This window comes from Pseudomonas sp. GL-B-26 (assembly GCF_019947405.1).
GTDB lineage: Bacteria > Pseudomonadota > Gammaproteobacteria > Pseudomonadales > Pseudomonadaceae > Aquipseudomonas.
Window position 1 is genome coordinate 108,644 of record NZ_JAGYGJ010000008.1, and the last position, 26,891, is coordinate 135,534.

Sequence of the window (26,891 nt, forward strand, 5' to 3'; positions counted from 1 at the left end):
GCACACCCACGCCGCAAAACAGCATCTGGCGCTGCAGCACATCAAAACTATTGGTTCAGGGTGTTTTGGGTTGGGCAGATGCTATTGCCGGGCTTGCCGGGCACAGGAACGGGTTTGTCCCCTGCCCGATGACGGCGTGCGCCGTGCCGTGGCGCGCATCAGTCAGTCCGATTGCGCCCAAGTGGACTCGGGCGGTTCTTCGTTGTTGGTGAGCCCGTGCTTCTGCGCGTACATCAGCAAGTCGATGCGGTTGATCAGATTAAGCTTTTGATAGATGTTGCTGAGGTGGTTGTGCACGGTGTGCTCGCTAATGCCCAGGCGCCCGGCGATGCACATGTATTTGGCGGACGGATCCCCCACGATGGCGCGAATCAGTTCCCTCTCACGCAGCGTCAGCCGCGCCTGTTTAGCCTGCTCCAAATTGCGTTTCAAGGGTATATGCCCGGTCGCGGCATAGCCGGAAAGCCCAACGGCCCAGGATCTATTCAGTCCGATGTCGCGATGGTGGACCGTGACGATGGCGCGGATGATCGATTCCGTGGGGTCTTCCGCCAGCACGATGCCGCGTGCACCCGCTTCTATCGCCTGGGCAACGGGGACGGTTTCGTACAGGCCCTTGAGTACCAGCACTTTCATTTCGGCGCTGCGGGCGAGTCCCGCCACGACCGCCAGCGGGTCCAGCGCATCTGGAAAGAAACTGAAAAAAATGACATCGGGACGCAACTGATCGGCAAGATCCAGCGCATTGGTATAGGTGGTGGCCTGGCCACTCACCTCCATCCGAGGCTTCCTCGCATTGATCAAATCGTGAAGGCCCCTGAGAACGAGGGGACGACAATCGATCAGCATCACGCGTATTGGTTTTATGTGGGTCGTCATTACTTTCCTGACTCCCTTTGAAGATGAACGATGGCCTCCACCCACTGACCCTCCTGGATCAGCAGATTGCTCATCTGGCCAAGCGATTGAAGGACCGATGCGAGTGCCGACTGGCCTTGACGGTGCCCGCCCGGGTATTCGGCCCTGGGGACACGAGTCCACCAGTTGCACCGGCAGGGTTGCGGTTGCGGACCCTTCCAAAAGCCGGGTAAAGCCATCGAGACAACATAAATAGGAATAACCATCAATAGCTTGCGCATGATGATGTGCTCCCACGAGCCGCTCAACTGAGTCTAGGCCAGCCCGGCGCGTTGCCAGCCCGCCCAACCGCCAGTCGTCGATTCAAGCCTCATGCGGGTAGCCCGGCCGATACTCCCAAGAGGTCTTCAACCCTAGAAAATCAGGGTCTTAGGCTCGCAGGGGCGTCCTGCGACCAAAGTCTGCTTCCGATCAAAATCGTCAATTAACCGACGAATGGCGCACGCACAAGCACAGCAGTAACACTGACGTCAATTTGCCGGCTAAATCTGCCTCGCCGAGTCCCCCACGAGCCAGACCTAGGCGAAATCACCTGGCCGCTCCCTTCCTGTGGGTTAGCAATAGCAACTGGCGCCCGCCAGAGCGTATGCGTCCGGCAACGTCATGGATTCGTGTGCTGGAACATGGTGAGAGGGACATGCATCGAAAAACCAACCGGCAGCGTCCAGTCGGGACGGGGACAAAGTCGGTATTGCCTGAAGGATCAGGGGGACACAACGCCTTGACTGGAACTGTCGGGGCTTAACCAGGTATTAACGTTTTCGACACTCTCGGCAGGCGGCTTTCCCGCCCAGCGATTGAGCGTGAAGACATTGGTGACGAAGTCGTATTGCGTCTTGAGCAGGTCACGACGAGCCCGGAATTCGTTGCGTACGCTGGTCAGTACATCGACGGCATTGACCATTCCGTAACTGAGTGCTTTCTCTGCCGCCACTCTGGACAGCTGTGCCGAGGCCAGGGCATTGCGGCTCGCACTGATCTTCTCTGCGCTCGAGTTGGCGGTCAGGTAAGCGCTGGTGATCTCCTTGACCACCCGGCGCTGGACCGATTCCAGTTGCTGCTCGGCGGTAATCTGATCCTGGTAGAGCCCACGCACCCGCGCCGAGGTTGATCCGCCGCTGTACAGCGGCACTTGCACGCCAATACCGGCGACATAACTGTCGGTGCGCGGCGCCTGGGTATTGTTGTAGCCCTCGTTAGTCTGCTGCGCGCTCAGCGTAAGGCTCAGGGTCGGATAGTGCCCGCCCTTGCCGCTGCGCAACGCAGCGCCCGCCGCTTCGACGCCGCTTTCATTGGCCTTGAGTGCCGGGTTTTGCGCTACACCCTCGCGCACCCAGGTTTCAAGACTCTGCGCCGACACCCGTAATTGCACATCATCGCGAATCCGGTTGAGCTTCTCCTTGACCGGCCGGCCGACGATCTCCGCCAGTGCCTCGCGACTGATACTGGCCTGGTTCCGGGCATCCAGTTCCTGCGCCGCCAGCAAATCTACCCGGGCCTTGAGGTCGAGCTGATCAGTAACCATTGCCAACTGCTTTGCGTACAACGCATTGACTCTGTCCAGACTCTTTTGCGTGGTTTGACGCTCCGCTTTCACCAACTCCAATTCATCCTCGGCCGCCAACGCGGCGAAGTAACGCTGCGCCAAGTCCACTGTGGCCTCGGCCTGCGCTTCCAACGCTTCCGATTCGTTCTGCTTGGCCTGGCTTTTGAATTTTTGGTAGTTCTCCCACGCGGCCTTGTTGTAGAGGTACTGACGCAGCACCAGGCTGTAGTTTTCGCTATCGTAACTGCGCTGCACCAACTCGTTCTCCTGATGAATCCGATTCGTCCCTGCATTGAGCGAGACTTGCGGCAACAGCGCTCCGAAGGCCTCGCGCTGATGCTCCTGGCCCGCCTTCGCTCGCGCATACGAGGCCAATATGCGCGGGTCTTCCAGCCGGGCCTCGCGATACAGCTGCATCAGATCGGTGGAAAATGTCGAGGCACTGACCCCGGTCGGCGTCGGCGCAGAGGTTTGCGCCCAGGCAATATCGGTGCCCAGTACCAGCATGAGCAGACCACCGGGCAACACTGCAGGCACTCGCACGATCATTCCTCGATCATCGATTGAGCGATGGCATTGCGGGCCGGCTGCATCAGGTATTGCAACAGCGTGCGTTGCCCCGTGATGATCAACACATCCGCGGGCATCCCCGGCAGTAATTTGCGTTCACCCAAGGTGCGCACACCGGCTTCGGTGACCCGGACCCGGGCCAGGTAATAGGCAGTCCCGGTCTTTTCGTTGATCAGCCGGTCCGCCGAGACACTGCTGACTTCGCCTTCGATCACCGGCGTGGTCGCACTATTGAACGCGCCAAAACGGATATCGGCACGCTTGCCGATGGCGATGCGATCGATATCGACCGGCGCCACCTGGGCCTCTATGACCAGTTCTGAAACCGAGGGAACAATGTCCAGCAGCGGTGTCGCCGGGCGCACGACGCCCCCAATCGTATGCACCGTCATACCAATCACCATACCGGCATCGGGTGCGCGGATGACGATGTGGTTGAGCCGGTCCTCCAAGGAGGAAGCTTTCTCTTGCAGGTCATAAATTTTGGTCTGAACCTCGGCCAATTGTTTGACGACGTCGGCATTAAAGTCTTTATCGATTTGTAGCATCTGCAACTGTGTTTCATTGATCTGCAGGCGAGTCTTGGTAATGGTGGAACGGTGGTCGACCATTTCGGTCCTGAGCATTTCCAGCTTGCGCTGTTGCTCAAGCAGACGTTGTTTGTCAACGAACCCTTGCGACAGCAGGTCGGTCAACTCAACTATTTCCCCACTGTAGGATTTATCCAGATGGCCCTTGGCACCGATCATCGCCCCCATCCCCTTGATCTGTTGATTCAACTGACCCATGCGCTCTTGCAGCACCGATATCTGGCCCAACCGTGATCCCCGTCGCGCGTTGAATACCTGGGTTTCGCCCTGGCGCGCTTCAGCACCTCGCAGACTATCGGGACCGGTCATCCTGCCAAAGTCAATCACCGACAGATTGTCCCGCTCAGCCCGAAGCCTTGCCTCCATGGCTCTAGCGGCAGCGAGCTGACTTCGGGTCATCTCGTATTCGAATCGCAACTGGGCATCATCGAGAATAATCACCGGGTCATCACGCTTGACGATGTCACCGTCATGGGCCAACACCTCTTTGACGATGCCACCTTCGAGGTGTTGTACCGTTTTTCGGTACGCCTGCACGGTGACCACGCCAGGCGCGTAAGCCGCGCCATCGAGCGGCGCGATTGCCGCCCAGGTACCAAACACGCCGAAAGTCGCCAATACAATGCCAAAACCCAGGCGACGTATTTTTCGATCGGATACCGCCAGGTCGGCGAAACTATCTATTTGACGACTGAGAATCGTATGGTCCATCGACATCGCCCTTGCTGGTAGCGACCGAAGCCATGCTGGTGCCTGCTTGCATGGCGTGCTTTTGTACCTGCTGTTGCTGCGCGTTGAGTTCGGCCAGCACTTGCTCGCGTGGCCCAAAGAGGCTGATAACCCCACCATTCACCACCATGAGCCGATCAAGTTGGGACACGATGTTGGTTCGATGGGTAATTACAAAAAGGGTTGCACCTGTCAGCTTGAGCTGCTGAATGGCCATCGCCAGGGCGCGATCACCGACTTCATCGAGATTGGAATTGGGCTCGTCGAGAATAATCAGCCGCGGGTTGCCATACAGGGCGCGGGCCAGGCCAATGCGTTGGCGCTGCCCTCCCGACAGCATGACGCCATCGCTGCCAATGACGGTGTCATAGCCATCGGGTAACAGCAGAATCATTTCGTGAACGCCAGCCATCCTGGCCGCCAGAACGACTTTCTCGGAGTCGACCTCGGCGAAGCGGGCAATGTTCTCGCTGATGCTGCCTTCGAACAATTCAATGTCCTGGGGCAAGTAACCTATATACGGCCCAAGCTCATGTTTGTCCCACGCGCTGATGTCCGCACCATCGAGCCGGACCACGCCATGCTGCGGTGCCCATACCCCCATCAGTGCCCTGGCCAGAGTGGACTTGCCCGCGGCACTTGGACCGATGATTCCGACAACGCAGCCGGCAGGTACGCTGAAACTTATGTTTTTGATGATCGGGGTGTTCGAGCCAGGTGCCGTAACTACTAAATTCTCCACCTGCACTTGCCCCTTAGGCGCAGGCAATGACATACGTTCGGGCTGAGCCTGTTGTTTGTCGAGGATGTCCTTGAGACGGCGGTACTGCGAGCGGGCCGCAATAAAGCCCCTCCAGCTGCCGATGATCAGATCGATGGGGGCCAATGCGCGCCCTAGCAGCACCGACCCGGCAAACACCAGGCCTGCCCCCACCTGATGGTCCACGGCCAGGTATGCCCCCAGACCGAGGATCAGTGATTGCACCAGGATCCGGAAGGTCCTGGAAAGCGTGCTGATGATGGCACCTCTATCGCTCGCCTGGGCCTGCAGCAACAGGACATTTCTTTGGCGACGCCCCCAACGGTCCATCAGGGTTTCAAGCATGCCCATGGACTCGATGACTTCAGCGTTGCGCAGATTTTTCGTGGTGTAGAGCGTCGCGCCAATATGCTCCTTGTTAGCCTGAGCAAGTGTCGGCCCCGTCAGCCTTTCATTGATAAACGCGAACAATAACAACAACAGCGCACTGCCCGTCGCCACCCAGCCAAACCAGGGGTGAAACATGAACATCACAGCGATATAGATAGGCAACCAGGGCGCATCGAAAAAGGCGAACAATCCATTACCGGAGAGAAACTGCCTCAAGCCCGTCAAGTCGTTGAGCGACTGGGCCGAGGCATCCATGCCGCCACTGTCCAGCGCCCGTTTGAAACTGGCCTTATAGACCTGGCGACTCAGCAACACATCCAGCCGGGTACTGACCCGAACCATGATGCGCGAACGAACCCATTCCAGGGAGCCGAGCGTGACCACCAGCCCGGTCATGATCAGCGTCAGCATTGCCAGGGTCGTCATACTTCCGCTAGTGATCACTCGCCCATACACCTGAAGCATATAGAAGGTAGGAACGAGCATTAGCGCGTTGATGAAAAAGCTGAAAAAGCCAACAGAAATAAGGCTGTCTCTACAGGCTTTCAAAGCATTTTTCAGACTGTTTTCAGGTTCGTTTCGCATTGAAGCTCCTGCACGAGAAGCCATCTTTTGTGGAGCTTAGATCACGCCGAACGACTGTGTGCAGCAATTGGCCGGATCGCCTCGGGCAATGAGCATTACCTCTACAACCCGGCGGTGAAACGCACGCAAGGTACCAGCGACTTCGTAGTCAAGATGCTTTAGGACGCGTGCTGTCGCCGCCAAAGCGGGCTGGCGAGATGTATCTGGTGCATGGTTACCTGGCCAGCGCCGCGTTCATCGTGCGCCCTCCTTCGCTTATGACAATCCGATTGTTGGAACCGACAGCTTGTACTTCGTCGACCAGGCGTGTGGGTGGTGGAGGCTCAGGTGAGGGCGGCCAAGTGCCACTCCTTTGCCAAGCGCTGTCACCGCTTAACGTGCACATTAGGTCCGACAGGCCCAAACGATTTAGCCAATCTGTTGCGTCGACCGGTTGAATCCACAGTCGATTGCTGCCCTTCGCCACAGACGGCAATCGGCAATCGGCCCAGAAACGGACATCGAGATAGCAAACTTCAAAGGGGCCGAACACTGAGACCGTTGGCTATCTAAGTAGCGGCCCCCTAGAACTTTTCCCTATTTATCTGTCTATGTGGATAGGCACATCCGGTCGATAAGCGCGAACCCGCAGGCTTCCCGCAGCCAGATGGCCACACGTCCGATTGTCAATCAGAGGTTGTCTTCGCTCATGAAATTCCATGACCCACGGATGCTGCTCATCGGCCTGTTCGCGTTCGCGGCAGTGGGCTCGGCATCAGCAACACAGATGAAGACCTCAACCCCTGATTTCGCAACTGAAGTCACAGCCGTTCAGGCTCCTGTCCAGGCCGCCGGCAACCCTTGGCCGACCTTGGCCAGTATAGCCGGCAAGCAGCCAGGGCCGTTGCTTGCCCATGACGACCGATACTGGCATGACGACCGTTGGCACGATCGTAGAGACGATTGGCGCCGAGACGACTGGCGTAGAGATCAGTGGCGTAGAGAGCAAGCCCGCCGAGAAGCTGAACGTCGTGATTGGGAGCGCCACCACGATCGGGGCATGCGGCACCGCTACGAGGACGATCGCCGCTACTATCGTCGCTAGTGCGAAGCCACGGGATTATCCGCCTGCAACACCTGCGACTTAACCGGCCCGAAGGACACTCAGAAACTCAACCGCGTACCAGGTAGGCTCCTGACGGAACTCGATGTCGCAGCTTCTTGCACTTGCCGGGTGCGGGCTGATGCCCGGGCGGGCGATCAGGAAACCAGATTCGGCATTTACCCGGTGGCGGCCAATGGCCGCGGGGGATCTCAACCTCATCGTACGCGGGCTCTGGCTCGACGAAAGCCACTGGCAATTCTCCTTCAGGCAGTGGCCTGCCAGCCGTCGGCGAATCCGATACGGTCTCTGCGTTTGCGCTAACGAAGGTGCCAGCGTTGGATTGTTCAGCAGCGGCCATTTCTGCTTCGCGGCGCCTTTTGGCCTCTTCTTCGAGCCCCTTCTGTACTGCGACCAGGTCCTCTTTGGCGTTGGGTGAGGTATTCGAAGCCTTGGCCTGCTGCGCCGCCTGGATCAATTGGAAGTTGCGGTTGCGTAACTCGACGTTAGGACCAACCCGCATGTTCGAGCGCGCCGCCAACGTTTCAGCCTGCTGGTACTCCCCCTGCTGAAGACGCAACACACCAAGGTAATGCAGCGTCGCGGGATTGTTCGGCTGGATATGCAGGGCACGCTCCAGAGTGGCAGCGGCTTGGTCCAACTGACCATTTTCATACTGCCGCGAGGCAGTTTCGATTAGCGTGGTTGATGCGCTGTTACTTTGCGAGGGCGCTCTTCGCTCGGCAGCAACCGAGCAAAGCGACGCGACGGCGCAGAACGCCAGGAGGAGACCCGGCAGAAAATTCTTGGTTGGCATCAGGGGGCGAACTCGGATGATCTCGGACGGCACTGCCGTAAAACAGGCCACCAGCGCTGCTCGGCATCGCCGATACAGGGCCCCTGTTGACCTGGTCAGTACCCTGAAGTTCCCGCTGCAACGACCACCCCACCCTGTCGATTCACGACTCGCCGTCAACAAGTCTCACTCTGTGGCAGTCAGACGGTCCAAGTTTTTGACCGCTTGATGAGCGAACATCAATCGGCATCAGGGGCTGACCGGACTCGTTGTCTATCAGCACAGAACGCGTCTCCTGCGGCTCGAACAGAAAACGTTCGCCCCACTGCCGCATGCTGACCACAACCGGAAAGATCTCCCGTCCTTTGTCCGTAAGGACGTACTCCTTGTAGGCGCTTCCATCTGACGCCGGTCGAACGTCGAATACCCCGACTTCGACCAACGATTTCAGTCGCGATGCCAGAATATTTTTGGCCACGCCCAAGCTCTTTTGAAATTCACTAAACCGGCGAATGTCATCAAAAGCGTCGCGGATGATCATGAGCGACCAGCGATCCCCAATTGCCTCCAGTGTCCTTGCTACCGGGCATTCGCTGCGTTGCGGTGAAGCGTCTTCGATCATCTTATTTGACCTTCCGGAATGTGGATTTGCCAAGTCTGTCCACCAGCTCGGTGCAATGTGGTTGCAATTTGAAACCTGATACAGCAACAATTGAATCTAGTCCTTAATTGAAACCAGTTTAACGCCAGGGAGGTGTACATGACAGCAGATGCCGACTCAGCCACCAAACGGTTCTCCAGGCAGCCTTCAGGATTGCTGCATTCGGATACCGGAGAAAACAGCAGGACCGACCGGTCTCCGGGGCTTTCCCCGTCGCTCACGTTATTGTTTTCTGTCACCTGCGCACTTGCAGTAGCCAACGTTTACTTCGCGCAACCGTTACTCGATTCAATGGCTCAGAGCTTGGGTGTGGCCTCATCAATGATCGGAGTTGTCGTGACTGCTACTCAGGTTGGTTACGCGTTGGGGTTGCTGTTCATCGTTCCACTGGGCGATTTGGTAAACCGTAAACGGCTGATTTTGACTCAAGTGATGCTGTCTGCGGTTGCACTCGCGGCGGTCGGCGCAGCACAGCAATGGCTGGCCCTGTTGGGTGCCATGATCGTGATGGGCTTACTGGCAGTGGTTGTTCAAGTACTTGTGGCATACGCCGCCGTGTTGGCAACGCCATCACAACGGGGGCAGGCAGTGGGAACCGTAACCAGCGGAATTGTCCTGGGCATTCTTCTGGCGCGGTTTACCTCTGGCCTGATTGCGGACATCGCGGGCTGGCGCGCCGTTTACTTCGTGTCCTCAGGACTTATGCTGACCATCGCGGCGGTGCTGTGGAAAGTGGTTCCTGTCACGGCGCCGCCACGGCACCAAGACTCCTACCTGTCGCTCATAAAGTCGCTCTTCAAACTGTTCATCACCGAACGCACTTTACGCGCCAGGGGCCTTCTGGCCTTACTGATCTTTGCCGATTTTTCCGTGCTGTGGACATCCATGGTGCTGCCGTTGAGCGCCCCGCCGCTGTCGCTTTCACACACGGCTATCGGCATGTTTGGATTGGCCGGCGTCGCCGGCGCCCTTGCTGCCAGAAGAGCCGGTCGCTGGGCCGATCAAGGTTTGGGACAACGAGTTACCGGCATTTCGCTGGGGCTCCTGACGCTTTCCTGGCTGCCCATCACTTTTGCCGAAACGTCACTGATAGCGCTGGTCTGCGGTGTAGTACTGCTCGACTTTGCGGTGCAAGCAGTACACGTCACCAACCAGAGCCTCATTTTTGCCGCACGACCCGACGCCCAAAGTCGCATGGTCGGCGCATACATGTGCTTCTACTCGGTCGGTAGCGCGCTGGGAGCCGCAGCCGCGACCCAGGTTTACGCGCTTTGGGGCTGGATAGCAGTAAGCCTGCTGGGCGCCTTGATCAGCGCTACTGCCTTGGTTCTGTGGTTTCTCACGTTTCATTTTTCAACGACCCATCAAGGAAGATCAGCATGAAAGCCAAACACCTCCTACTCGCCATCTCGATGACTGCCATATGGGGCGTGAATTTCTCGGTTATCAAACTGGGGCTCACCACCGTTGACCCATTCATTCTTGCCGGCATTCGCTTCACGCTATGCGCGCTCCCGGCGATCTTTTTCATTCCGAAACCTGATGTGCAGTGGCGCTACATCATTGGTTACGGCCTGGTCTTCGGTATCGGACTTTGGGGCGTCGTTAACCTTGGCATCAAGTCTGGTCTTTCCGCAGGCATCGCTTCGCTGGTGCTTCAGTTGAGCGCGTTTTTCACCATCCTGTTGGGCTCATGGATATTCAAGGAACACATTTCCCGCTTTCAGTACGCGGGCATGGGTCTCGCTCTGTGTGGTTTGTTGAGCATCGTCTCCATCGTTGATGGGACAGTAACGACGGCCGGGCTGATCCTGGTGCTGCTGGGAGCGGTCGCCTGGAGTGCGGCCAACGTGATCAACAAAAAAGCCAGGACCACGCAGGTCTTCGCTTTCCTGGTGTGGTCGAGCGCGTTTTCACCCATCCCACTTTTCGCGCTTGATTACGCTGTTAACGGCTCGACGGGGTACAGCGCATTGGTGAATCAACTCGACTACCGCGCCGTCCTGTCGATCCTGTTCCAGGTATACCCCAATACACTGTTCGGCTACTGGGTGTGGAACTCACTTCTGAAACGATATCCCGTGTCTACCGTTGCGCCATTGTCGTTGTTGGTGCCGGTATTCGGTCTGCTCGGTTCAGTCATGATTTTCAATGAGACCCTGTCACTTAACAAAATCGTTGCAGTCGTTTTCATCGTGTCGGGTCTTGGCGTCGGTTTATATGGACAGCGCGTCCTCAGTGCGTTGCTCAAGCGATCTGACCGATGCCCATCGTGATGTAACAGCACGAGCTGGAGACCTTCTGAACACTGCTGAAGCCCGGGGTGGCTTTCGTGCTCAAGCTTGAGCAAGAAGACACCATAGATTCAGTCGATATGGATGACTGGCTAAGGGGTCGATGGTTGTCCTTCGCGACAAGCAACTATCGGCCAAGAGCGATCGTTGGTGACGGGGGCTACGAGCTCGGCTGTCGGTGCCGGGCATAGAGTATTGAACCACCCAGTCCCGACGTTCCTCTAGTTTGCAGTTCAAACGTATCCGGATACCCCTTGATCAACTCACTGAGCTTTTTATAACCATGGGTGCGAGGGTCGAACTCAGGTCTCAATTTGCTGATGTTGGTGCCCAGCGCACCCAAGTGAGCCCAGCCGTCCTCATCGGCAATGTCATCCAAGATCTTTGCGATAAAACTTACTGGTGCCTTGGGTAGCTTTTTTACTTCGGGCGTACTGGCGACTTTGACGACCTCGATTTCGGCGGGTGGCTCAGGTTCGGGTCGACCATGTCCATTGCTTGCAGCAACAAGCACTTCACCGCGCAGCAATTCGGTATAGATGAACTTGTCACAGGCCGACACGAACGGTCTCGGGGTTTTTTCTTCACCAAATCCGTAGACCGTCAAACCTTCTTCTCGTAACCGCGAAGCGAGGCGGGTGAAGTCACTGTCGCTCGAAACCAGGCAGAAACCGTCGAAGCGTCGGGTGTAAAGCAGGTCCATTGCGTCGATGATCAAGGCACTGTCTGTTGCGTTCTTACCTTTGGTGTATGCGAACTGTTGGATAGGCTGAATCGAATGGTCGAGTAGCACCTTTTTCCATCCACCCAACTGAGGGCCAGTCCAGTCGCCATAGATCCGCTTGACGTTGGCGACGCCGTACTTGGCGATTTCTTCGAATAAACCTTCGACAATTGCTGCGGGAGCATTGTCGGCGTCGATTAACACTGCCAAGTGTTTTTGCGTGGGAGTGGGTGCGTGGATGGCCATGGGTCGTCCTTGAGTTGAGGACTTCAACATACCGTTAAATCACGGATGAACAAAGGGATCACCGCTTCGCGCTAAAGAGCGTGTTTTGCCAACGGCTACGGGTTTGCGGTGATGTGCAAAGCGGAACCGATTAGCCAATGACTTTTAATCGACCGATAGCAGTCGATGGTCAGAGGCTGCGTAGGGTCCAGAGTGTGTAAAAACGTACGTCGAGGTGCATCACATCCAGCTAGCAAGCTGGGCCAACCGGCGGAACGCTCTGACGATACCTCGATGTAGTGTGTGTTGTGGGCTTCAAAACCGCTAAGAAACCGTTCGCGCGCGCGCACTGGATCAAATCGCCCAACACGCTCCAGACTTTCGCGCATAGCCTCAATTCGAATGGCTACAAGATTGTCCAAGTCGCGTTGTTGAGCCAGGACCAAAACGACTGGGGAATTTTGATTGGAGAGAAAATCGACAAGCTCAAAGCTCAGATGAAAGAGTTACGCGGTTTTACACACTCTGGGCCAATAGGAGACACCCGAAAAGCACCCTTGTGGCCAATAGCAAACTCTTGTGATTATCCTGCGACCCTTCGTCCAGACTTACTCGGGGGGTGCATCTCAAGTTCAGGATCGCTCGCAGTTTCATATGCGCGACGTCCCGCCTTAATATGAGTCAGCTGAAAGGGCGCATAAGGGGCCTTTGGCAAGAAACCTTTTAACCAAGATTTGGTTTGAGGATTTCCCACGCCTCGGTAGTAAAGCGGTAGCTCTTGTCTGCTTGAAAAACAATCACGCCTTCCTCAGCCAGTCTCTTCAGTACTTCACGCACACTGACAATCGTCAGATCAGCAGAACACGACTCTAAATAGGCACGCACCCCACACACACCGATTGCGCGTCCCTCCAGCGTGGCCAAGACCAGTGCGTTGATGACTTTAATACGGAAAAGACTCGTGCGCAGTCCATGGAAACGGAGCAGCTCACGGATATGACCGTTCGCACTGCGATCAGACACGAGGGTCAGTGGATGGGTCGTTGCCTGGAACGGACGACGTTTAACTACGGAGGACAGGTCGTGGTTTAACAACATGCAAATACTCCTGTTCAGGAATGCAGGTCAGGGCAGCAACGCTCAATAGTCGCTACCCCTTCCCGTCCTTCTCAAAAATCGACCGTGGCCGATAACTGCAAGGTGCGCGGATAACCAGGCGAAAACGCGCCGTAGGAGGCGACACCCGACCAGTACTCACGATCGAACACGTTCTGTACGGTGGCGCGGAACGTCGTCGGTCGACCTTCGATTTTGGTGGCATAACGCGCGCCGGCATCGAAGCGAGTCCAGGAATCCAGCTCTTGGGTGTTTGCTTGATTGACGTATTGGCTGTCGGTGTAAATTGCACCGCTGGTGAGGGTAAAGCCCTCAAGCCAAGGCGTGTCCCATTCCGCCCACAGGTTGGCTTGCACGTCTGGCACGCCTACCGGTTTGTTGCCGCGATTTGCGGCAGTGGCCGAATCGGTCAACTCGCCATCGAGCAGCGTCACGCCCCCCATCAAGCGCGTGCCCGGTGCCACTTCGCCGAACATGCTCAACTCGATACCGCGGTTACGCTGTTCGGCTTGCACCGAAAACACGTTGCCGGCGCCGATTTCGCCACTCGGTTTTTCGATCTGAAACAACGCCAGCGTGGTCATGAACGTGCCGTGTTCATACTTGACGCCGATTTCATGCTGCTTCGATTCGTAAGGTGCGAACGTCTCGCCGGCGTTGGCCGCCGAGCCCGGTGCGATATCGCCTTTGCTCAGGCCTTCGACGTAGTTGTAGTAGAGCGAAACGTCTTCCCAGGGCTTGACCACCACGCCAACCAGCGGGGTCGTGGCACTGTCGTTATATTTCGAGCTGACCGAGCCTGCCGCGTTGTAATTACGTGACTCGATGTCTTGTCGACGCACACCCAGGGTCAACTGAAAGCGGTCATCAAGCATGGACAGCGTGTCGGTCAACGCGACACCGGACAAATCCGATTCGGAAATGCGCAGCACCTTGGGCGAGTTGATAAATTGCTTGGGCACTTCCACCGGATGGTAGATGTTCGAACGCACTTCAGTGCCGTTGTTGATCCCTCGGGACAGCTCATCCTGGTACTGGGTCGCCATCAGCGTCGTCGTGTGGGTGACGGGACCGGTTGCGAACACTCCGCGGATCCCGACGTCGGCGGTAGAGCGGTCGACGTTGAATTTGTAATACCCGGGAATGTTGCTGGTATCGCCGGCCTCATTGATGATTCTCGGCACCTGGTCGGACATCCGCTTGACGTCTGACTTGCCGCCCCCCGCATGGGCAAACACGGTGACCGCATCACTCAGGTCATATTCGCCGCCCAGCAATGCCGACTGCTCTTTCGTATCTGACCAACCCCAGTCCTGCGACACATTGGTCCGGCCATTGGGTGCGGAGGGAATATCAATGCCAGGCGCGACAGTGAATGGCCTCGACGGTGCATCGAAGCTTTCTTTCTGGCTGATGTAATCAAGGTTCAAGCGCAGACGTTCGCCTCGATAATCCAGCGCGATGGCACCGATCCCCAGGTCTCGGTGCTGATCATCAACGGCAGTGTCACCGCCTTGCAGGTTGCCGTTGAAGCGCACGCCAAACTGGTTTTCTTCACCAAAGCGCCGGCTGACATCCAGATGACCACCGACTTGGGAGTCCGAGGCGTAACTGGTGGTAAGACGGGTCAGGTCTTCGTCCAGTGGACGTTTGGGCACGATATTGATCACACCACCGACGCCGCTGTTTGGCGAAATGCCGTACATCAGGGCGCCCGGTCCCTTCAGCACTTCGACACGCTCGGCATAGTCGGTGAATACCCGGTAGTTGGGCGCCACGCCATACACGCCATCGAACGCCAGTTCGCCCAGGTTGCCTTCACCGACCGGAAAGCCACGGATGAAAAACGAGTCTACGATGCCACCCGTCTGCCCGGTGGAGCGTACCGAAGGGTCACGTTCCAGCGCATCGGCCACAGTCACCGTTTGCAGGTCGGCCAATGTCTTGGCGGTGTAACTGGTCACGCTGAACGGAGTGTCCATCACGTCTTTGTTGCCCAGCATGCCCAGTCGGGCACCGCGCGCAACCTGGCCACCGGCGAAAGCTTCCGGCAATGCGGTCGGACCGCCGTAGCGGGCGTTGATGTCAGTGGTACCGAGGGTCAGCGTATTCGTGCTGTGTTCGGCCGGTGTCGCGGCCGGAATGTTCGAGGTCTTGTCAGCGGCAACGTCCTGTTGCTCGGGGGCGGCAGCCCAGGCGTTGGCGCTTCCTGCGACCAAGACAAAATTCAGCATGGCGGTACGAATGGCGAGTGTTAACACGCGCTCACCGCAAGGACGACTGACAACAGGCATGACGTGAGGATCCTTTTCAAACAGGGAAAATGGTAATCACTCCTATTGCCAGTCGATATGCGAAAAAGTATCACTCTCAGTAAATTTTTTTTGCTGCTGTGCTGCCAACGCTAGGCATACAGGCGTTCCAGCGGTATCGCGATCACCGGCAGCGCCGGGTCAAACGCGTGCCGGGTGGTCTTGTACGGAAAGATCTCACCCCGGGCAATTGTGGTGAAAATCCGCGCCACTTCGAACGCCTGCCCGGTCTGCCAATGCCGCACACACACCCGCGGATCGGTGTAATCGAGCTGGATGCAAGGCACCCTCTTCAATCCCAATTGCAATGCCGCGTTGAACCGGTGATTGCCGTCCATCACGATGCCCTGCGAGCGCTCGACGATAATCGGCTCCAGCCAATGCCCCGCTCGTACTATCGACTCGCGCAGCAACGTCACGTTGGCAGGGTCGACCTGCTCGGACTGCAGCACTTCACACAGCGGCCGCAATGCAATCTGATAACCGTGTTCCATGGTTGATCTCCTGATTCGCCGGGGCTTCAGCAAGCGTCTGCGTTGGCAATCGGCGCGTATTGGCGGGCCACATCGAGCAGACGCTGGGCGTGTTCGATCAGCGGCAGATCAACCATCTCGCCGTCCACTTGCACCGCATGACTGCCCGTGGCCACGGCCCTCATCACACGATCGGCCCACGCCAATTGTCGCGAATCCGGCAGGAAGGCGCGCTGAACCGTGACCAGTTGCGAGGGATGGATGCACAGCTTGGCGCCGAACCCCAACGAACGCGCGTAATGGGAGTCCTTGGCGACCACCGCCAAATCGCTGATCGCCGGCGTGACGCCGTCGATCGGCGACGGTAAATCCCCTGTGCGCGAAGCCAGCACGATGCGGTTTCGGGCGAAGAGAAACGCTTCGGGAATCTGGCTGCAGTTGATATCCAGGGAGAAATCCAGTGAGCCGAACGCCAGGCGTGCCATTCCTGGAACCGCGGCAATCGATTCCACCTGCTGCAAACCTTTGGCCGTCTCGATGATCGCGATGATTTTCAGTTCCGGTTGCCACTTCAGCAAACGTTCGACGACCTGGGCCATTGCCTCGGGGCATTCTGCCTTGGGCAGGAAAATTCCGTTGCAACGCTCGGGATAGCGCATGTCGCTTAACCAGGTCAGGTCTTGGCGAAAGAGCATGCTGCTGACGCTATTCAGGCGGATGTAACGCTCGCAGGAAACCCTCGGCGTGCTCTCCTGCCATGCCCAGATGGCTGCCCGGGCGGCGGCTTTGCTGTCCGGATGAACGGCATCCTCGAGGTCGAGAATGATGGCGTCAGGCCCCGCTTCGACGGCTTTGGAAAAACGTTCGGGGCGGTTGCCTGGCACGAACAGGTAGCTGATCGCGGGTGGAGTTTTGCTGCTGAGTCGATCGGATGTCATGGCGTTACTCCTTGGCGTGAATCGTTGTGAATCTGGAAAAAAATCAGGCCCTGTCAGCGGCGAAATTCCGCGCCTGCCTGTGGCTTCTCGTAACACCCTGTAACGCCTTATCCATCAAGGTATTACGGGGATTTTTTAAATAAGACGAGCGCGTACTTGAGCGTGTAAATACACGTTCATTCATTCGCCCTGCGCAGGTCGTTATTCAAAAATATTTGAAAACCTTACTTGATAATCGTTCCCGTTCGCAATATTGTTCACGCCGCCAAGAGGAACTATCCTCGCTTCAAAGCACGTCATCAGTAGCAATGGGCACTACTTGCCGGTAATGGCACATGAGTGTCATTTACTGGTCACTTACACAGGCTGGCTATCAACTGGTGGCCAATCAGAACATCCGCACAAACCTTATGGAATGGGGTTCTCATGCAATTGTTTTGTGAACCATTTATTACGATCCGCGCTATAAATCCATCTTCAGGTTTCGCGCGACATCCGCCTCCGACGCCTTTAAAAACTCGTAACTGACGAGCAAAAATACTGTTTCCGTCGATAACTGCTTGTTGTCGAATATCAATGGTCACGTTCTATTTCGAGCCAAAGGGTTAACGATGCCTGCCATTAATACGCAGCCTGTTGAACAGCGAATTGAAGTTCATCATCCCGAGATGCTAAAACCGCTTATCGACCTTGTTATTACCACATTAATCAACCATTTTCCGGGCACACTTTCAGATCTGGTCAAACAATATGGCTCACCGTTAAATCTGGTCTGGCCACATGCTTTCGAGTTGAATACCAAGGCGCTGCAAACGGTGTTGAAGCAGCACAATGTGCGTCACGCCATCTTCTACGGCGCCAAGGCCAACAAGTCCCAGTGCATGCTGAGCGCTGCGGCGAATTCGGGTATCGGTGTCGATGTTTCGAGCATTCATGAGCTGGAGGCAGCGCTGCGAGCCCGTACGCCAGCGGCAAAGATCTGCGCGACCGGCCCGGCCAAAACGGCCGTTTTTCATCAAGCGCTGATCAGCGCAGGCTCACTGATTTGTGTGGACTCGCTGGAGGAATTCGATCACCTGAAAGCAGTGATCGAATCCCTGCCACACCCCGCAAAAGCACGGGCTTTACTGCGTTACAGGCCTGCAAGCTGCCCCAAGAGCAGATTTGGAATGGGCTTTGAGAACTTGCTTGAATGCCTTCAACGGCTGGCCAGGCAACCTGATAATTTTCACTTCGAGGGTTTCCATTTCCACTTGGGCGGTTACGGATTCGAATCCCGTGCGCAAGCCTTCCGCGAGGTCACCGGGTTTGTCGAGGCAGCCCGTGAAATGGGCTTGAATCCGCAGATGATCGACATCGGCGGAGGCCTACCGATTCGTTACGTCGAGCCTCAGGCCTATAGTCGATTTTTACAGAACGAGAATAAACCTGAGCATTATTACAACCATGTAGTGCCCGACTCTTATTATCCCTATGGCAGTGAGCTGACAGCGCCTCAATGGTTGACATTATTCCTCCAGGCCGACCACTCGCCCGGACTGTCTATTGCTAACTATTTGAACATGCAAAAAATAACGCTGGGACTGGAGCCCGGCCGAAGCCTGGTGGATCAGGCGGCTATTTCATTGTTTCGCGTCACACGTACAAAAAAACTGGCCGACAACAAAATCGTCATTTTTGTTGAAGGCAGTAGTTTCAGCGCCTGTGAAACCTGGTTCTCATCGGAGTACCTCGTTGATCCGATACTCATCAGCACAAACGAACTACCGCACACACCGACGCAAGCTTATATCGCTGGACATAGCTGTCTGGACGATGACGTCATTACCCATCGCCTGATCAACTTTGGCACCACCCCCCACGCAGGCGATTTGTTGATTTACGTTAATACTGCCGGTTATCAGATGGACTTGCTGGAAAACGAGTTTCATCGCCATCCCCTGCCCCGGCGCTTGATGGCGACCTGTTGTACGGAAGGTAACTATGCATTTTCACCTGACTACTAAAGGGAATAATTGAAATGATATTGAATAAAGTTTCTGATCTTATTGGCAATACGCCAATGTTGGGTATTGATGTTCCGGATACCGACGCCAGGCTGTTACTCAAGATTGAAAAGAACAACCCCGGCGGCAGCATCAAAGACCGCATGGCACGGAACATGGTGCTGGCGGCACTCAAGTCCGGGCGCCTGAAACCCGGCGGCGTCATCGTCGAGTCGTCGTCCGGCAACACCGGCATTGGCCTGGCCATGGCCGCCGTCGAATTCGGCCTGCAGTTTATCGCCGTGGTCGATCATCACGCGGCTCAGGACAAGATCGCAGTGATGAAGGCGCTGGGCGCCGACATTCGATTCGTTAAAGGCACCTATCGCGAAGACGAAGTGGCGGTGGTCGAGCGCCAACGGCTGGCGGCTGAACTCGCGACCGACATTCCCGGTGCCGTGTTCATGAATCAATCCGACAACGCCGCCAATGCGGGTGGTTACAGTGATTTCGTCCGCGAAACGATTGCTCAGGTGCAAGGCTCTATCGGTGCCTACGTCGGTTGCGTCGGTACTGGTGGTTCGATGACCGGTATCGCCCGTGGTTTGAAACTGCACAATCCCGACACCGTGACCGTTGCGGTAGAACCGGCCGGCTCCATTGTCTTCGGCCATCCCGGCTATCCCTACTATCAGTCGGGCACTGGCACTCCGGCCGGTGACACGGTCGGCCTGGTGCTCGACTACAGCTGCATCGATCTGGGCGTGCAGGTCACCGATTCCCAAGCCTTCGAAACCGCCCGCTACATCGCCCGAAACCTGGCGCTGTTGGTGGGTGGCTCGACCGGCGGTGCAATTTTCAAGGCACTGGAGCTGATCCACAAAGGCGTGCTGACCGGCAATGTGGTCGTGCCGATCGCCGATGGCGGCGAAAAGTACCTGCACACCGTGTTCGACGATAAATGGCTGCAAGAACGTGATTTGCTGGATCCGAACGTCTCACCGCAACTGGATGCCTGGCTGGGCAAGACCCAATGGCTGGACTCCGTTTCCACGCCGCTGCAATTAAGCGTCGCATGACCCACCCATCACACAGGAACGCCTCTCGATGAATCTGTTGAAAGTCGCCATCTGTGGTGGCGGCAGGACCGGCCATCTCAACGCCATCCTGTTCAAGCAGCTGCCCAATGTTCAGGTTTCGATGCTTACCAGCAATCTGGAGATCATCGAACAGCACGCTCGTCACACGCCGATGCAGGCCTTGTTGCCGGATGGCTCGACACTGGACGCCCGGCTGGATCGGGTAACCACCGATGCCAGGACTGCCGTTGAGGATGCCGACATCGTCATCATCACCGTGCCCGCCCATGCCCGGCCGCAAACCTTGCAGGCCATCGCACCGCATTTGAGTTCGAGCAAACCGGTGTACGTCGGCGCGATTCCGGGTTTTTGCGGTTTTGACTGGCTGGCCGAGGCCGCGCTGGCCGATCGCCCAAACCTGGTGATCTGGGGGATGAAGGACGTCCCGCACACCGCATTCGAGCTTACCCCCGGGCGCTCGATCAAAATGGGCGGTGGTAAAAGCCGGTTGTATGTGGCGACGCATGCTCGGGAGTCGCAAGAGTCCCGTCAACGGCTGCAGGAAATGCTCACCGCGTTGTACGGCCCTTGCGTGACGATGCTCGACAATTACCTGGAAATAACCCTGACGCCGGGCAACCCGATCATGCACAGCTCGGTGATCTACGGGCTGATCGGTCCCTTTGGCCAATGGCATCGCAAAATCTTCCCGCAACGCATGTGCTGGTGGACCGAGTGCCCGGAACTGGGGGCCTACTTCCTGGAACGCATGGATCAGGAAAGCCAGGATCTGTGCGCCGTCATCAGCCAGCGCATGGGCATCGACCTGTCATCGGTCAAATCCTTGAAACAAGAAATTGTCGAGGCCTACGGCGAACAGATCCGCGACCAGAGCAGCATGCTTTCGATTCTGCGCACCAATCAGGCCTACAACGACATCCTTGCCCCCATGGTGCCAGCCGACGGCAACCGCGCCGGCTACGTGATCGAACGCGAGAGTCGTGCCTTCAACGAAGACGTTGCCTACGGCCTGGTGCTGCTGGTGGAAATAGCCAAACGCTTTGAACTGAAGGTGCCCTACATCGAGGAAGTCTTGCAGTGGAGCGTTGCCTACATGCAAGGCCTGCGCGATTCGGCGCTCGACTACTTCCCAAGCCACTGGCCACGCACGGCATGAGCCGTGGGCTTGATCTCTTTCTTTAATTTTCGACGAGCAGACAGCTGATATGGATGACTTCAAGACACTGATCGCCTACTCCCGCAAAAACGCCATGCGACGCTTGATTCGTTGCCTTTTTGCGGAAAACATCCTCGATCGTTCGGCCCTGAGCTTTGCCGCTGAAGGGAACCAGGCCACCTACCCGCTGAAGGATGCCCGCGCCCACCTGTTTTTCTCCGACATCGCCAAGGGCCCGGCCGATACCGTGGTCAATGACGGTGATGTGGTGCTGTTGACAGACGAAGGCGTACGCCAGGTGATCACCAGCCATCAGGATATGTTGGATGTGTTGCGTGACAGCTTCGACTTCAAGCCGACCGACGAAGGCGTGGCCGGGCTCAAGGCCGACATGGAAAACAGCCTGACCAACGACGCCCACGCCCGTCAGCATCGCCAGCAATGGAACGAGCGACTGGAGCAGGCTGCCAGGGATCAGGGTCTCAACAGCTTCACCGACTACCTGCGCCAGCATGCCAATACCAAAGACGCCGCCATCCTGCTGGACCAGTGGGGTTCACTGGAAGGCCATCCGTATTACCCGACGTGGAAGTCCCGTCCGGGCCTGACCAATGCCGAAGTCGAGCAACTGTCACCCGAGTTCAACGCTCAGGTACCGCTGCGCATCGCATCCTTGCGTACCGAGCATTCGAAAAGCGAAAGCATGCCGCACGTGACTGGTTACCACGACTGGTTCGCCAGCAACTTCCCGGCGCAATGGGAACAATGGAAAGCCTCACTCAACAGCAAAGGGCTGGATGAAACCCAGTGGCTGCCACTGCCGATTCACACCTGGCATTTGCAGGCCTATGTGCTCAAGACGTTTGCTGCGGAAATCGAAGAAGGCATCCTGATCACCGACGGCCCGGACATCCAAACCCTGCCGACCATGTCCTACCGCACGATGATGCCGGTGCTGGACAATTGCGCACCGCTGATCAAATTGCCGATCGCCGTGTGGATGACCAGCGAACTGCGCAGCCTGCAAGCCAAGTCGATTCACATGGGGCCTCGCATCAGCGCAGTGATCACCAGGATTCTGGAGGCCGAAAATGGCTTCGAACAACGCCTGGAAATCTTCCCGGAAGAAATCGGCGTGCGTTATAAAAACGCGATCACCCAGGACGATAATCCCGGGCGCCATCTCTCAGTGGTCTATCGCGCCAGTCAGCAAGCGTTCGAACGCAGCGACAATTGTCTGCCGATTACCGTGGCATCACTGTTCACTCGGTTGCCCGGCAGTGGCCGGCCGTTGTTTACCGATCTGATCGAGCGTGATGGCGCAAGGGCCAATGCTGATCAGGTGGAAAGCTGGTTCCGCGAGTACGCCAAAGTGGTCACCCACCCAGTGGTAGCGATCTATCTGATGTATGGCATCGGGCTCGAAGCGCATCAGCAAAACACCATGGTGCTGTTCTCCCCCGATGGCAAAGCACGTAGTCTGCTGATCCGCGATTTCGGCGATGGCAGGACTTACGCTCCGCTACTGGAAGCACGTGGCTACACCCTGCAGCCGCATGTGCAGCCGGGTATTTTGCCGACGGTATTCTCAGGCGATATCGAACCGGTGCGCATGTTCGTGCTGGACGCTGCGTTCCTGACGCATCTGCATGAAATGGCCCTGTGGTTGACCAAGGAATACGGATTGAACAACACGAGGTTGTGGGAGGTACTGCGCGAGGAAACCGATCTTGCATTCGCGGCCGTACGCGACCGTGTCTCGCCAGATCTGTGGGAAGTCGAACGTCAGGCGTTTGTGGAAGATCCATGGCCCACCCGATCGTTGTTGCGCATGCACTTGATGCAGTACTCCAACTATCGTTTGCAACACACCCTGACCAACCCGCTCGCTAGCGTTTAACCACTGAGGCTGACTCATGTCCCATGCAGGTGCCATCCAGGGTTCTAAAGTAAGAATCCTGATTTATCTTCTATTTGCGATCCAGCTTGTGTCCATGGGCGCGATGGAAATGAGTGGGCCCTTCTGGCCCGTCCACCTGCGTGGGCTGACCTCCTCGGAGTCGGTTTTCAGCTTCGCCAGCATCGCCGTGTACGTCGGGCCGATGCTGGGCATTATTCTGACCAGTGCATTCTGGGGTCGTATCGGTGATCGCTACGGCCACAAGTTGATGATGATCCGCGCCCTCGCCGGTTTATCGTTGACGCAGCTTGGGCTGGCACTCTTCAGCGACATCTGGGTCATTCTGATCCTGCGTTTTCTGCAAGGCGCTTTCGCCGGTTACATCGCGCCGGCACAAGCTTATGGCGTCAGCATTGAAGCCCCTTCGCGGCGCGCACGGCTGTTTGCCATCCTGCAGATTTCCACCAACGTCGGCTCGTTGCTCGGCGCTGTCGTAGGCGGACTGATCCTCGACTACGCGACGTTCTTCTGGATCAACATCATTGCCTCGGCACTGTGCGCTGTATGCACCGTGGTGGCGGCCGTTACCTTGCCCGATGTACCGCCGGTGAAGAAAACACCGGTCGCGGACAAAGCGACACCGGCCAGTCACTCGGGCAGCCTCTGGCAAGGTTCACCGTTATTGTCGTTACTGGGCGTGATGGGCATTCTGCTGCTGGCGCGAATGCTGCCGCAGACCTCCTTCTCGCTCTACGTCAGCTCGGTGTTCGAGGTCAGTAACTCGGTGGTCGGCCTGTGCTACGGCTTGTTGGCGCTGGGTTTCATTCTTTCCGCAACGGCCTGGTCGCGTTATTTCGAACACCGCACTCAGCAGGAAACCTTGCACCTCATTACCTACGTCGTCATCGGCTGCATCGCCCTGACCGCGGTAGCAGGTGTCACGCACAACCCCGTGGTGTTTGTCATCGCCTACTTCATCTGGGGTGTGCTGCTGGGGGCCACCACGCCAGTTCTCATGGCGCTGATCTCGAAAACCGCCGATAGCTCACAACAGGGTCACGTGCTGGGGATTGCCCAGGGCACCGCACAATTCGCTTCGATTGCGGGGATCTCGGCCGGTGGTTTGCTCAGCCAGGTCTATGGCTTGCAATACACCTACCTGTTTGTTTGCCTGGCCTACGGGGTGGCACTGATCCCGATTGTCGCGCTGCGTTACTGGCCTGCGCAGATGCAACCGAGTCATGCCCCGCCCGGGGATTGATCAAGGAGTCTGGCTTTGAACATTGAACAACTGCGCGCCGATACGCCCGGTGTCGCACACCTGATCCACTTCAACAATGCCGGCGCGGCACTGATGCCCGAGCCGGTGATCGAGGTCATGACCCGCCACATTCAGCTAGAGGCGAGCCTCGGCGGTTATGAAGCGGCCGGGCAACAGTCGGCCGAACTGGACAATGTCTATGGCGCCATCGGCCGCCTGATCAACGCACGGTCTGACGAAATCGCGGTGATCGAAAACGCGACCCGCGCCTGGGACATGGCGTTCTATTCGTTGCCCTTGCAACCCGGGGATGTGGTACTCACCTCAACCACCGAGTACGCCGGCAACTACATTCCCTACCTGCAGTTGAAAAAGCATCGCGGCATTGAAATCCGCATCATCCCCAATGATGAGCAAGGCCAGGTGTCGCTGCCGGGCCTGAAAGACATGCTCGACGATGATCGCGTCGCATTGATCTCCCTGCCCGTGATCGCCACCAATGGCGGACCGGTACAACCCATCGAGCAGATCGGCGCCCTCGCTCGGGCCGCCGGCGTGCTGTTTTTGCTGGATGCCTGCCAAGGTGTCGGACAAATGCCGATCGACGTGCAAAAAATCGGCTGTCACATGCTCGCTGCCACCAGCCGAAAATATTTGCGTGGGCCGAGGGGAATGGGATTTTTGTACGTTGAAAGGTCTCTTTGCCAGAACCTGGAGCCGGCCTTTCTCGACCTGCATGCGGCGTCCTTGCTGACATCCGACACGTTCAACATTCGCGCCGACGCACGACGCTTCGAGAACTGGGAGTGCAACGTCGCCGCCAAACTGGGCCTCGGTGCAGCGGTGGAATACGCGCTGGCTCAGGGCATCGAACCGATGTGGCAACGGATTCAACAACTGGCCAGTCACTTGCGTCATCGACTGGCGGACATTCCGGGCATGACACCGCGGGATTTGGGGGCTATCAAATCGGGCATCGTGACATTCACCCACCAGAACAGCAGCGCCGCGCAGGTCCAGCAATGGCTGGCAGGCCAGGAAAAACGCATCAATGTCACCACCTCGACGTTCCGCTCGACCCTGCTTGATATGCAGCACAGAGACTTGGCGGAGGTCAGCCGCGCCTCACTCCATGCCTACAACACCGAGGCCGAAATCGACACGATGATCGAAGCACTGATCCGGCTGCCACGCGGCTGAGGGAGACCTAATCGCTGCTTGCGTCATAGCCGCTTTGTAATCTAGCATTGGGAATACTTCTCAATTGCATGAAAGTCTGCAGCCATGAGCGAAACCCTTTCCGCGAACAATGACGATCACCTGCGCGCGATCGAAGCCCTGTACAGCGGCCATCACGGCTGGCTGTATGCGACGCTGAGAAAAAAACTGGGGAACGCCATGGACGCGGCGGATCTGGCACAGGACACCTTCACCCGCATCCTCGCCTCCCGGGTCACTGTCATCGAACAACCTCGCGCGTACCTGAGCTGCGTGGCCAAGGGAATCCTGATCAACTGGTACCAGCGCAAGGCACTGGAACGTGCCTATCTGGATGCCCTCGCCCATGTGCCCGCTCCCGAAGTACCTTCGCCCGAATTGCGTTTCATGGTGCTGGAGACCCTGCACGAAATCGATGCAATGCTCGATTCCCTGCCGCCCTTGGTCAAACGTGCGTTCCTGCTCTCGCAGATCAGCGGCCTGAAATACGACGACATCGCCGAGCAACTGGGCGTGTCACTGATCACCGTCAAACGCTACATGAAGCAAGCCTTCGTGCAATGTCTGTTGTTGGTGGAGTAAATGCTTAGTCGCCGCCAAGAGCCGCATCCCGATCACCAAGCCCTTGAAGAAGCTGCAGACTGGCTGATGCGCTTGAGTGAGGGCGAACTCAGTGACACTGAACGTGCCGAATGGGAATGCTGGAAAGTCAGCACGCCCGAGCGGGGTCGTGCCTGGGGGCGCGCGCAGTTATTGCAGAGCAAATTCGGCGGCCTGCCACCGTCACTGGCGATGTCGGCACTGGATCGCCCAAGTAGCCCGCAACGTCGCGCAGCGATGGGCAAACTGGCGATGATTCTGGCGATCCTGCCGGCCGGTTGGGGCGGTTGGAAGCTGGCAGAATCCCAACAGTGGTCGGCCGACTATCGCACGGCTGTCGGTCAGCGACGCGAATTGACCCTGGCCGACGGCTCGTACATCACCCTGAACACCGATACGGCCATCGACGTACTGTTCGATGCCCACCAACGGCTCATCCACCTGCGCGAAGGCGAGATACTGGTGCAGACCGCTCCGGATATTTCCCCGCTGACGCGGCCTTTTCTGGTCAGCACCCGCCAGGGCCGGATGCAGGCACTGGGCACACGGTTCACCGTTCGAGAACTGCAGTCGCGCACTCACCTTGCTGTGCTGGAAGGCGCGGTGCAGGTCGAACTCGCCGACAATCGCCAGGGATCACCATTAATCATCAATGCCGGACAGCGCACCGACTTTTCGGCCGACTATTTTGGCCCGGTCACCGCCACCGATCGCTACATCGGCGCCTGGACCCAAGGCATGTTGATGGCCGACAAGATGCGCCTGGCCGACTTCGTCACCGAACTGACCCGCTATCGCCGTGGCTTCGTGCGCCTCGATCCGGCGATCGCCGATCTGCGCATTTCCGGTGCCTATCCGATCAGCGACACCCAGCGCACGTTGAACATGTTGGCACAGACCTATCCGATCCTCGTCAGCGGCCACTTGAATGGCTACTGGATCATGCTCTCTGCGGCCTGAGCC

General features: G+C 57.3%; 22 protein-coding genes and 2 pseudogenes. 12 read left to right on the top strand and 12 right to left on the bottom strand.

Annotation, left to right across the window (positions count from 1 at the left end):
• Positions 1 to 162: 162 nt before the first annotated feature.
• The 4 genes from KGB23_RS07530 to KGB23_RS07545 form a co-directional block, all read right to left on the bottom strand.
• Positions 163 to 879: a LuxR C-terminal-related transcriptional regulator gene (locus KGB23_RS07530; RefSeq protein ID WP_223430530.1), complete on the bottom strand. Its 717-nt coding sequence runs from the start codon at positions 877 to 879 to the stop codon at positions 163 to 165.
• A 742-nt stretch (positions 880 to 1,621) separates the two neighbouring features.
• Positions 1,622 to 3,007: a TolC family outer membrane protein gene (locus KGB23_RS07535; RefSeq protein ID WP_411741489.1), complete on the bottom strand. Its 1,386-nt coding sequence runs from the start codon at positions 3,005 to 3,007 to the stop codon at positions 1,622 to 1,624.
• 2 nt (positions 3,008 to 3,009) lie between these two features.
• Positions 3,010 to 4,335, bottom strand: a complete 1,326-nt coding sequence (locus tag KGB23_RS07540; RefSeq protein ID WP_223430531.1) for an HlyD family type I secretion periplasmic adaptor subunit — start codon at positions 4,333 to 4,335, stop codon at positions 3,010 to 3,012.
• Entirely contained in the window at positions 4,301 to 6,088 is a 1,788-nt protein-coding gene (locus KGB23_RS07545) for a type I secretion system permease/ATPase (protein WP_223430532.1), read from the bottom strand. Before KGB23_RS07545 ends, KGB23_RS07540 begins: the two co-directional genes overlap by 35 nt.
• A gap of 256 nt (positions 6,089 to 6,344) precedes the next feature.
• On the opposite strand from KGB23_RS07545, the pseudogene KGB23_RS30125 reads away from it, so the two are divergent.
• Together KGB23_RS30125 and KGB23_RS07555 are read left to right on the top strand one after the other, a co-directional pair.
• A pseudogene (locus KGB23_RS30125) lies at positions 6,345 to 6,419 on the top strand (hypothetical protein); the annotation flags it as partial.
• Positions 6,420 to 6,776: 357 nt separating this feature from the next.
• Positions 6,777 to 7,172, top strand: a complete 396-nt coding sequence (locus KGB23_RS07555) for a hypothetical protein (RefSeq protein WP_223430533.1) — start codon at positions 6,777 to 6,779, stop codon at positions 7,170 to 7,172.
• Between the two features lie 67 nt (positions 7,173 to 7,239).
• Here KGB23_RS07555 and KGB23_RS07560 read toward each other — a convergent pair whose 3' ends face one another.
• Both KGB23_RS07560 and KGB23_RS07565 read right to left on the bottom strand, forming a co-directional pair.
• On the bottom strand, positions 7,240 to 7,986 hold the full coding sequence (locus KGB23_RS07560; protein WP_223430534.1) for a tetratricopeptide repeat protein: 747 nt from the start codon (positions 7,984 to 7,986) through the stop codon (positions 7,240 to 7,242).
• Between the two features lie 142 nt (positions 7,987 to 8,128).
• The gene (locus KGB23_RS07565) at positions 8,129 to 8,587 is read right to left on the bottom strand and encodes a winged helix-turn-helix transcriptional regulator (protein ID WP_223430535.1); all 459 of its coding nucleotides are present in this window, start codon (positions 8,585 to 8,587) and stop codon (positions 8,129 to 8,131) included.
• Positions 8,588 to 8,725: 138 nt separating this feature from the next.
• Between KGB23_RS07565 and KGB23_RS07570 the strand changes: the two genes are divergently transcribed.
• Both KGB23_RS07570 and KGB23_RS07575 read left to right on the top strand, forming a co-directional pair.
• Entirely contained in the window at positions 8,726 to 10,009 is a 1,284-nt protein-coding gene (locus tag KGB23_RS07570) for an MFS transporter (RefSeq protein ID WP_223430536.1), read from the top strand.
• Positions 10,006 to 10,902 carry an EamA family transporter gene (locus tag KGB23_RS07575; protein WP_223430537.1) on the top strand — a complete coding sequence of 299 codons (897 nt, stop codon included), beginning with the start codon at positions 10,006 to 10,008 and terminating at the stop codon, positions 10,900 to 10,902. The genes KGB23_RS07570 and KGB23_RS07575 overlap by 4 nt, the downstream gene beginning before the upstream one ends.
• Before the next feature lie 178 nt (positions 10,903 to 11,080).
• On the opposite strand, the gene KGB23_RS07580 is transcribed toward KGB23_RS07575, so the two are convergent.
• The 6 genes and pseudogenes from KGB23_RS07580 to KGB23_RS07605 form a co-directional block, all read right to left on the bottom strand.
• On the bottom strand, positions 11,081 to 11,890 hold the full coding sequence (locus KGB23_RS07580) for an NYN domain-containing protein (RefSeq protein WP_046046772.1): 810 nt from the start codon (positions 11,888 to 11,890) through the stop codon (positions 11,081 to 11,083).
• 254 nt (positions 11,891 to 12,144) lie between these two features.
• A pseudogene (locus KGB23_RS07585) lies at positions 12,145 to 12,315 on the bottom strand (GNAT family N-acetyltransferase); the annotation flags it as partial.
• 277 nt (positions 12,316 to 12,592) lie between these two features.
• Positions 12,593 to 12,967 (bottom strand): fe2+ zn2+ uptake regulation protein, encoded by a 375-nt coding sequence (locus tag KGB23_RS07590; RefSeq protein WP_223430538.1) that lies wholly within the window; start codon positions 12,965 to 12,967, stop codon positions 12,593 to 12,595.
• Positions 12,968 to 13,038: 71 nt separating this feature from the next.
• A complete protein-coding gene (locus KGB23_RS07595) occupies positions 13,039 to 15,279 on the bottom strand; it encodes a TonB-dependent receptor (protein ID WP_223430539.1) in 2,241 nt (746 codons plus the stop codon).
• 110 nt (positions 15,280 to 15,389) lie between these two features.
• Positions 15,390 to 15,791, bottom strand: coding sequence for a ParB N-terminal domain-containing protein (locus KGB23_RS07600; protein ID WP_223430540.1), 402 nt, complete (start codon positions 15,789 to 15,791; stop codon positions 15,390 to 15,392).
• Between the two features lie 26 nt (positions 15,792 to 15,817).
• Positions 15,818 to 16,708, bottom strand: coding sequence for an HpcH/HpaI aldolase/citrate lyase family protein (locus KGB23_RS07605; protein WP_223430541.1), 891 nt, complete (start codon positions 16,706 to 16,708; stop codon positions 15,818 to 15,820).
• Between the two features lie 611 nt (positions 16,709 to 17,319).
• On the opposite strand from KGB23_RS07605, the gene KGB23_RS07610 reads away from it, so the two are divergent.
• From KGB23_RS07610 to KGB23_RS07645, 8 genes are all read left to right on the top strand, one after another.
• A complete protein-coding gene (locus tag KGB23_RS07610; RefSeq protein WP_223430542.1) occupies positions 17,320 to 18,714 on the top strand; it encodes a Y4yA family PLP-dependent enzyme in 1,395 nt (464 codons plus the stop codon).
• A 14-nt stretch (positions 18,715 to 18,728) separates the two neighbouring features.
• Complete coding sequence (locus KGB23_RS07615; protein ID WP_223430543.1) at positions 18,729 to 19,772, top strand: PLP-dependent cysteine synthase family protein; 1,044 nt, start codon at positions 18,729 to 18,731, stop codon at positions 19,770 to 19,772.
• Between the two features lie 28 nt (positions 19,773 to 19,800).
• On the top strand, positions 19,801 to 20,949 hold the full coding sequence (locus KGB23_RS07620; RefSeq protein ID WP_223430544.1) for an NAD/NADP-dependent octopine/nopaline dehydrogenase family protein: 1,149 nt from the start codon (positions 19,801 to 19,803) through the stop codon (positions 20,947 to 20,949).
• Between the two features lie 49 nt (positions 20,950 to 20,998).
• A complete protein-coding gene (locus tag KGB23_RS07625; protein WP_223430545.1) occupies positions 20,999 to 22,849 on the top strand; it encodes an IucA/IucC family protein in 1,851 nt (616 codons plus the stop codon).
• A gap of 16 nt (positions 22,850 to 22,865) precedes the next feature.
• Positions 22,866 to 24,110, top strand: coding sequence for an MFS transporter (locus KGB23_RS07630; RefSeq protein ID WP_223430546.1), 1,245 nt, complete (start codon positions 22,866 to 22,868; stop codon positions 24,108 to 24,110).
• Positions 24,111 to 24,125: 15 nt separating this feature from the next.
• On the top strand, positions 24,126 to 25,310 hold the full coding sequence (locus KGB23_RS07635) for an aminotransferase class V-fold PLP-dependent enzyme (protein ID WP_223430547.1): 1,185 nt from the start codon (positions 24,126 to 24,128) through the stop codon (positions 25,308 to 25,310).
• Positions 25,311 to 25,394: 84 nt separating this feature from the next.
• Entirely contained in the window at positions 25,395 to 25,910 is a 516-nt protein-coding gene (locus KGB23_RS07640; protein WP_223430548.1) for a sigma-70 family RNA polymerase sigma factor, read from the top strand.
• The gene (locus tag KGB23_RS07645; protein WP_223430549.1) at positions 25,911 to 26,888 is read left to right on the top strand and encodes a FecR domain-containing protein; all 978 of its coding nucleotides are present in this window, start codon (positions 25,911 to 25,913) and stop codon (positions 26,886 to 26,888) included. It abuts the gene before it with no gap.
• Positions 26,889 to 26,891: the final 3 nt, after the last annotated feature.

Bases quoted from the DNA above. Each gene is read 5' to 3' on its own strand.
- KGB23_RS07530 (WP_223430530.1), bottom strand. From the start codon at position 879: ATGACGACCCACATAAAACCAATACGCGTGATGCTGATCGATTGTCGT.
- KGB23_RS07540 (WP_223430531.1), bottom strand. From the start codon at position 4,335: ATGGACCATACGATTCTCAGTCGTCAAATAGATAGTTTCGCCGACCTG.
- KGB23_RS07545 (WP_223430532.1), bottom strand. From the start codon at position 6,088: ATGCGAAACGAACCTGAAAACAGTCTGAAAAATGCTTTGAAAGCCTGT.
- KGB23_RS07555 (WP_223430533.1), top strand. From the start codon at position 6,777: ATGAAATTCCATGACCCACGGATGCTGCTCATCGGCCTGTTCGCGTTC.
- KGB23_RS07560 (WP_223430534.1), bottom strand. From the start codon at position 7,986: ATGCCAACCAAGAATTTTCTGCCGGGTCTCCTCCTGGCGTTCTGCGCC.
- KGB23_RS07565 (WP_223430535.1), bottom strand. From the start codon at position 8,587: ATGATCGAAGACGCTTCACCGCAACGCAGCGAATGCCCGGTAGCAAGG.
- KGB23_RS07570 (WP_223430536.1), top strand. From the start codon at position 8,726: ATGACAGCAGATGCCGACTCAGCCACCAAACGGTTCTCCAGGCAGCCT.
- KGB23_RS07575 (WP_223430537.1), top strand. From the start codon at position 10,006: ATGAAAGCCAAACACCTCCTACTCGCCATCTCGATGACTGCCATATGG.
- KGB23_RS07580 (WP_046046772.1), bottom strand. From the start codon at position 11,890: ATGGCCATCCACGCACCCACTCCCACGCAAAAACACTTGGCAGTGTTA.
- KGB23_RS07590 (WP_223430538.1), bottom strand. From the start codon at position 12,967: ATGTTGTTAAACCACGACCTGTCCTCCGTAGTTAAACGTCGTCCGTTC.
- KGB23_RS07595 (WP_223430539.1), bottom strand. From the start codon at position 15,279: ATGCCTGTTGTCAGTCGTCCTTGCGGTGAGCGCGTGTTAACACTCGCC.
- KGB23_RS07600 (WP_223430540.1), bottom strand. From the start codon at position 15,791: ATGGAACACGGTTATCAGATTGCATTGCGGCCGCTGTGTGAAGTGCTG.
- KGB23_RS07605 (WP_223430541.1), bottom strand. From the start codon at position 16,708: ATGACATCCGATCGACTCAGCAGCAAAACTCCACCCGCGATCAGCTAC.
- KGB23_RS07610 (WP_223430542.1), top strand. From the start codon at position 17,320: ATGCCTGCCATTAATACGCAGCCTGTTGAACAGCGAATTGAAGTTCAT.
- KGB23_RS07615 (WP_223430543.1), top strand. From the start codon at position 18,729: ATGATATTGAATAAAGTTTCTGATCTTATTGGCAATACGCCAATGTTG.
- KGB23_RS07620 (WP_223430544.1), top strand. From the start codon at position 19,801: ATGAATCTGTTGAAAGTCGCCATCTGTGGTGGCGGCAGGACCGGCCAT.
- KGB23_RS07625 (WP_223430545.1), top strand. From the start codon at position 20,999: ATGGATGACTTCAAGACACTGATCGCCTACTCCCGCAAAAACGCCATG.
- KGB23_RS07630 (WP_223430546.1), top strand. From the start codon at position 22,866: ATGTCCCATGCAGGTGCCATCCAGGGTTCTAAAGTAAGAATCCTGATT.
- KGB23_RS07640 (WP_223430548.1), top strand. From the start codon at position 25,395: ATGAGCGAAACCCTTTCCGCGAACAATGACGATCACCTGCGCGCGATC.
- KGB23_RS07645 (WP_223430549.1), top strand. From the start codon at position 25,911: ATGCTTAGTCGCCGCCAAGAGCCGCATCCCGATCACCAAGCCCTTGAA.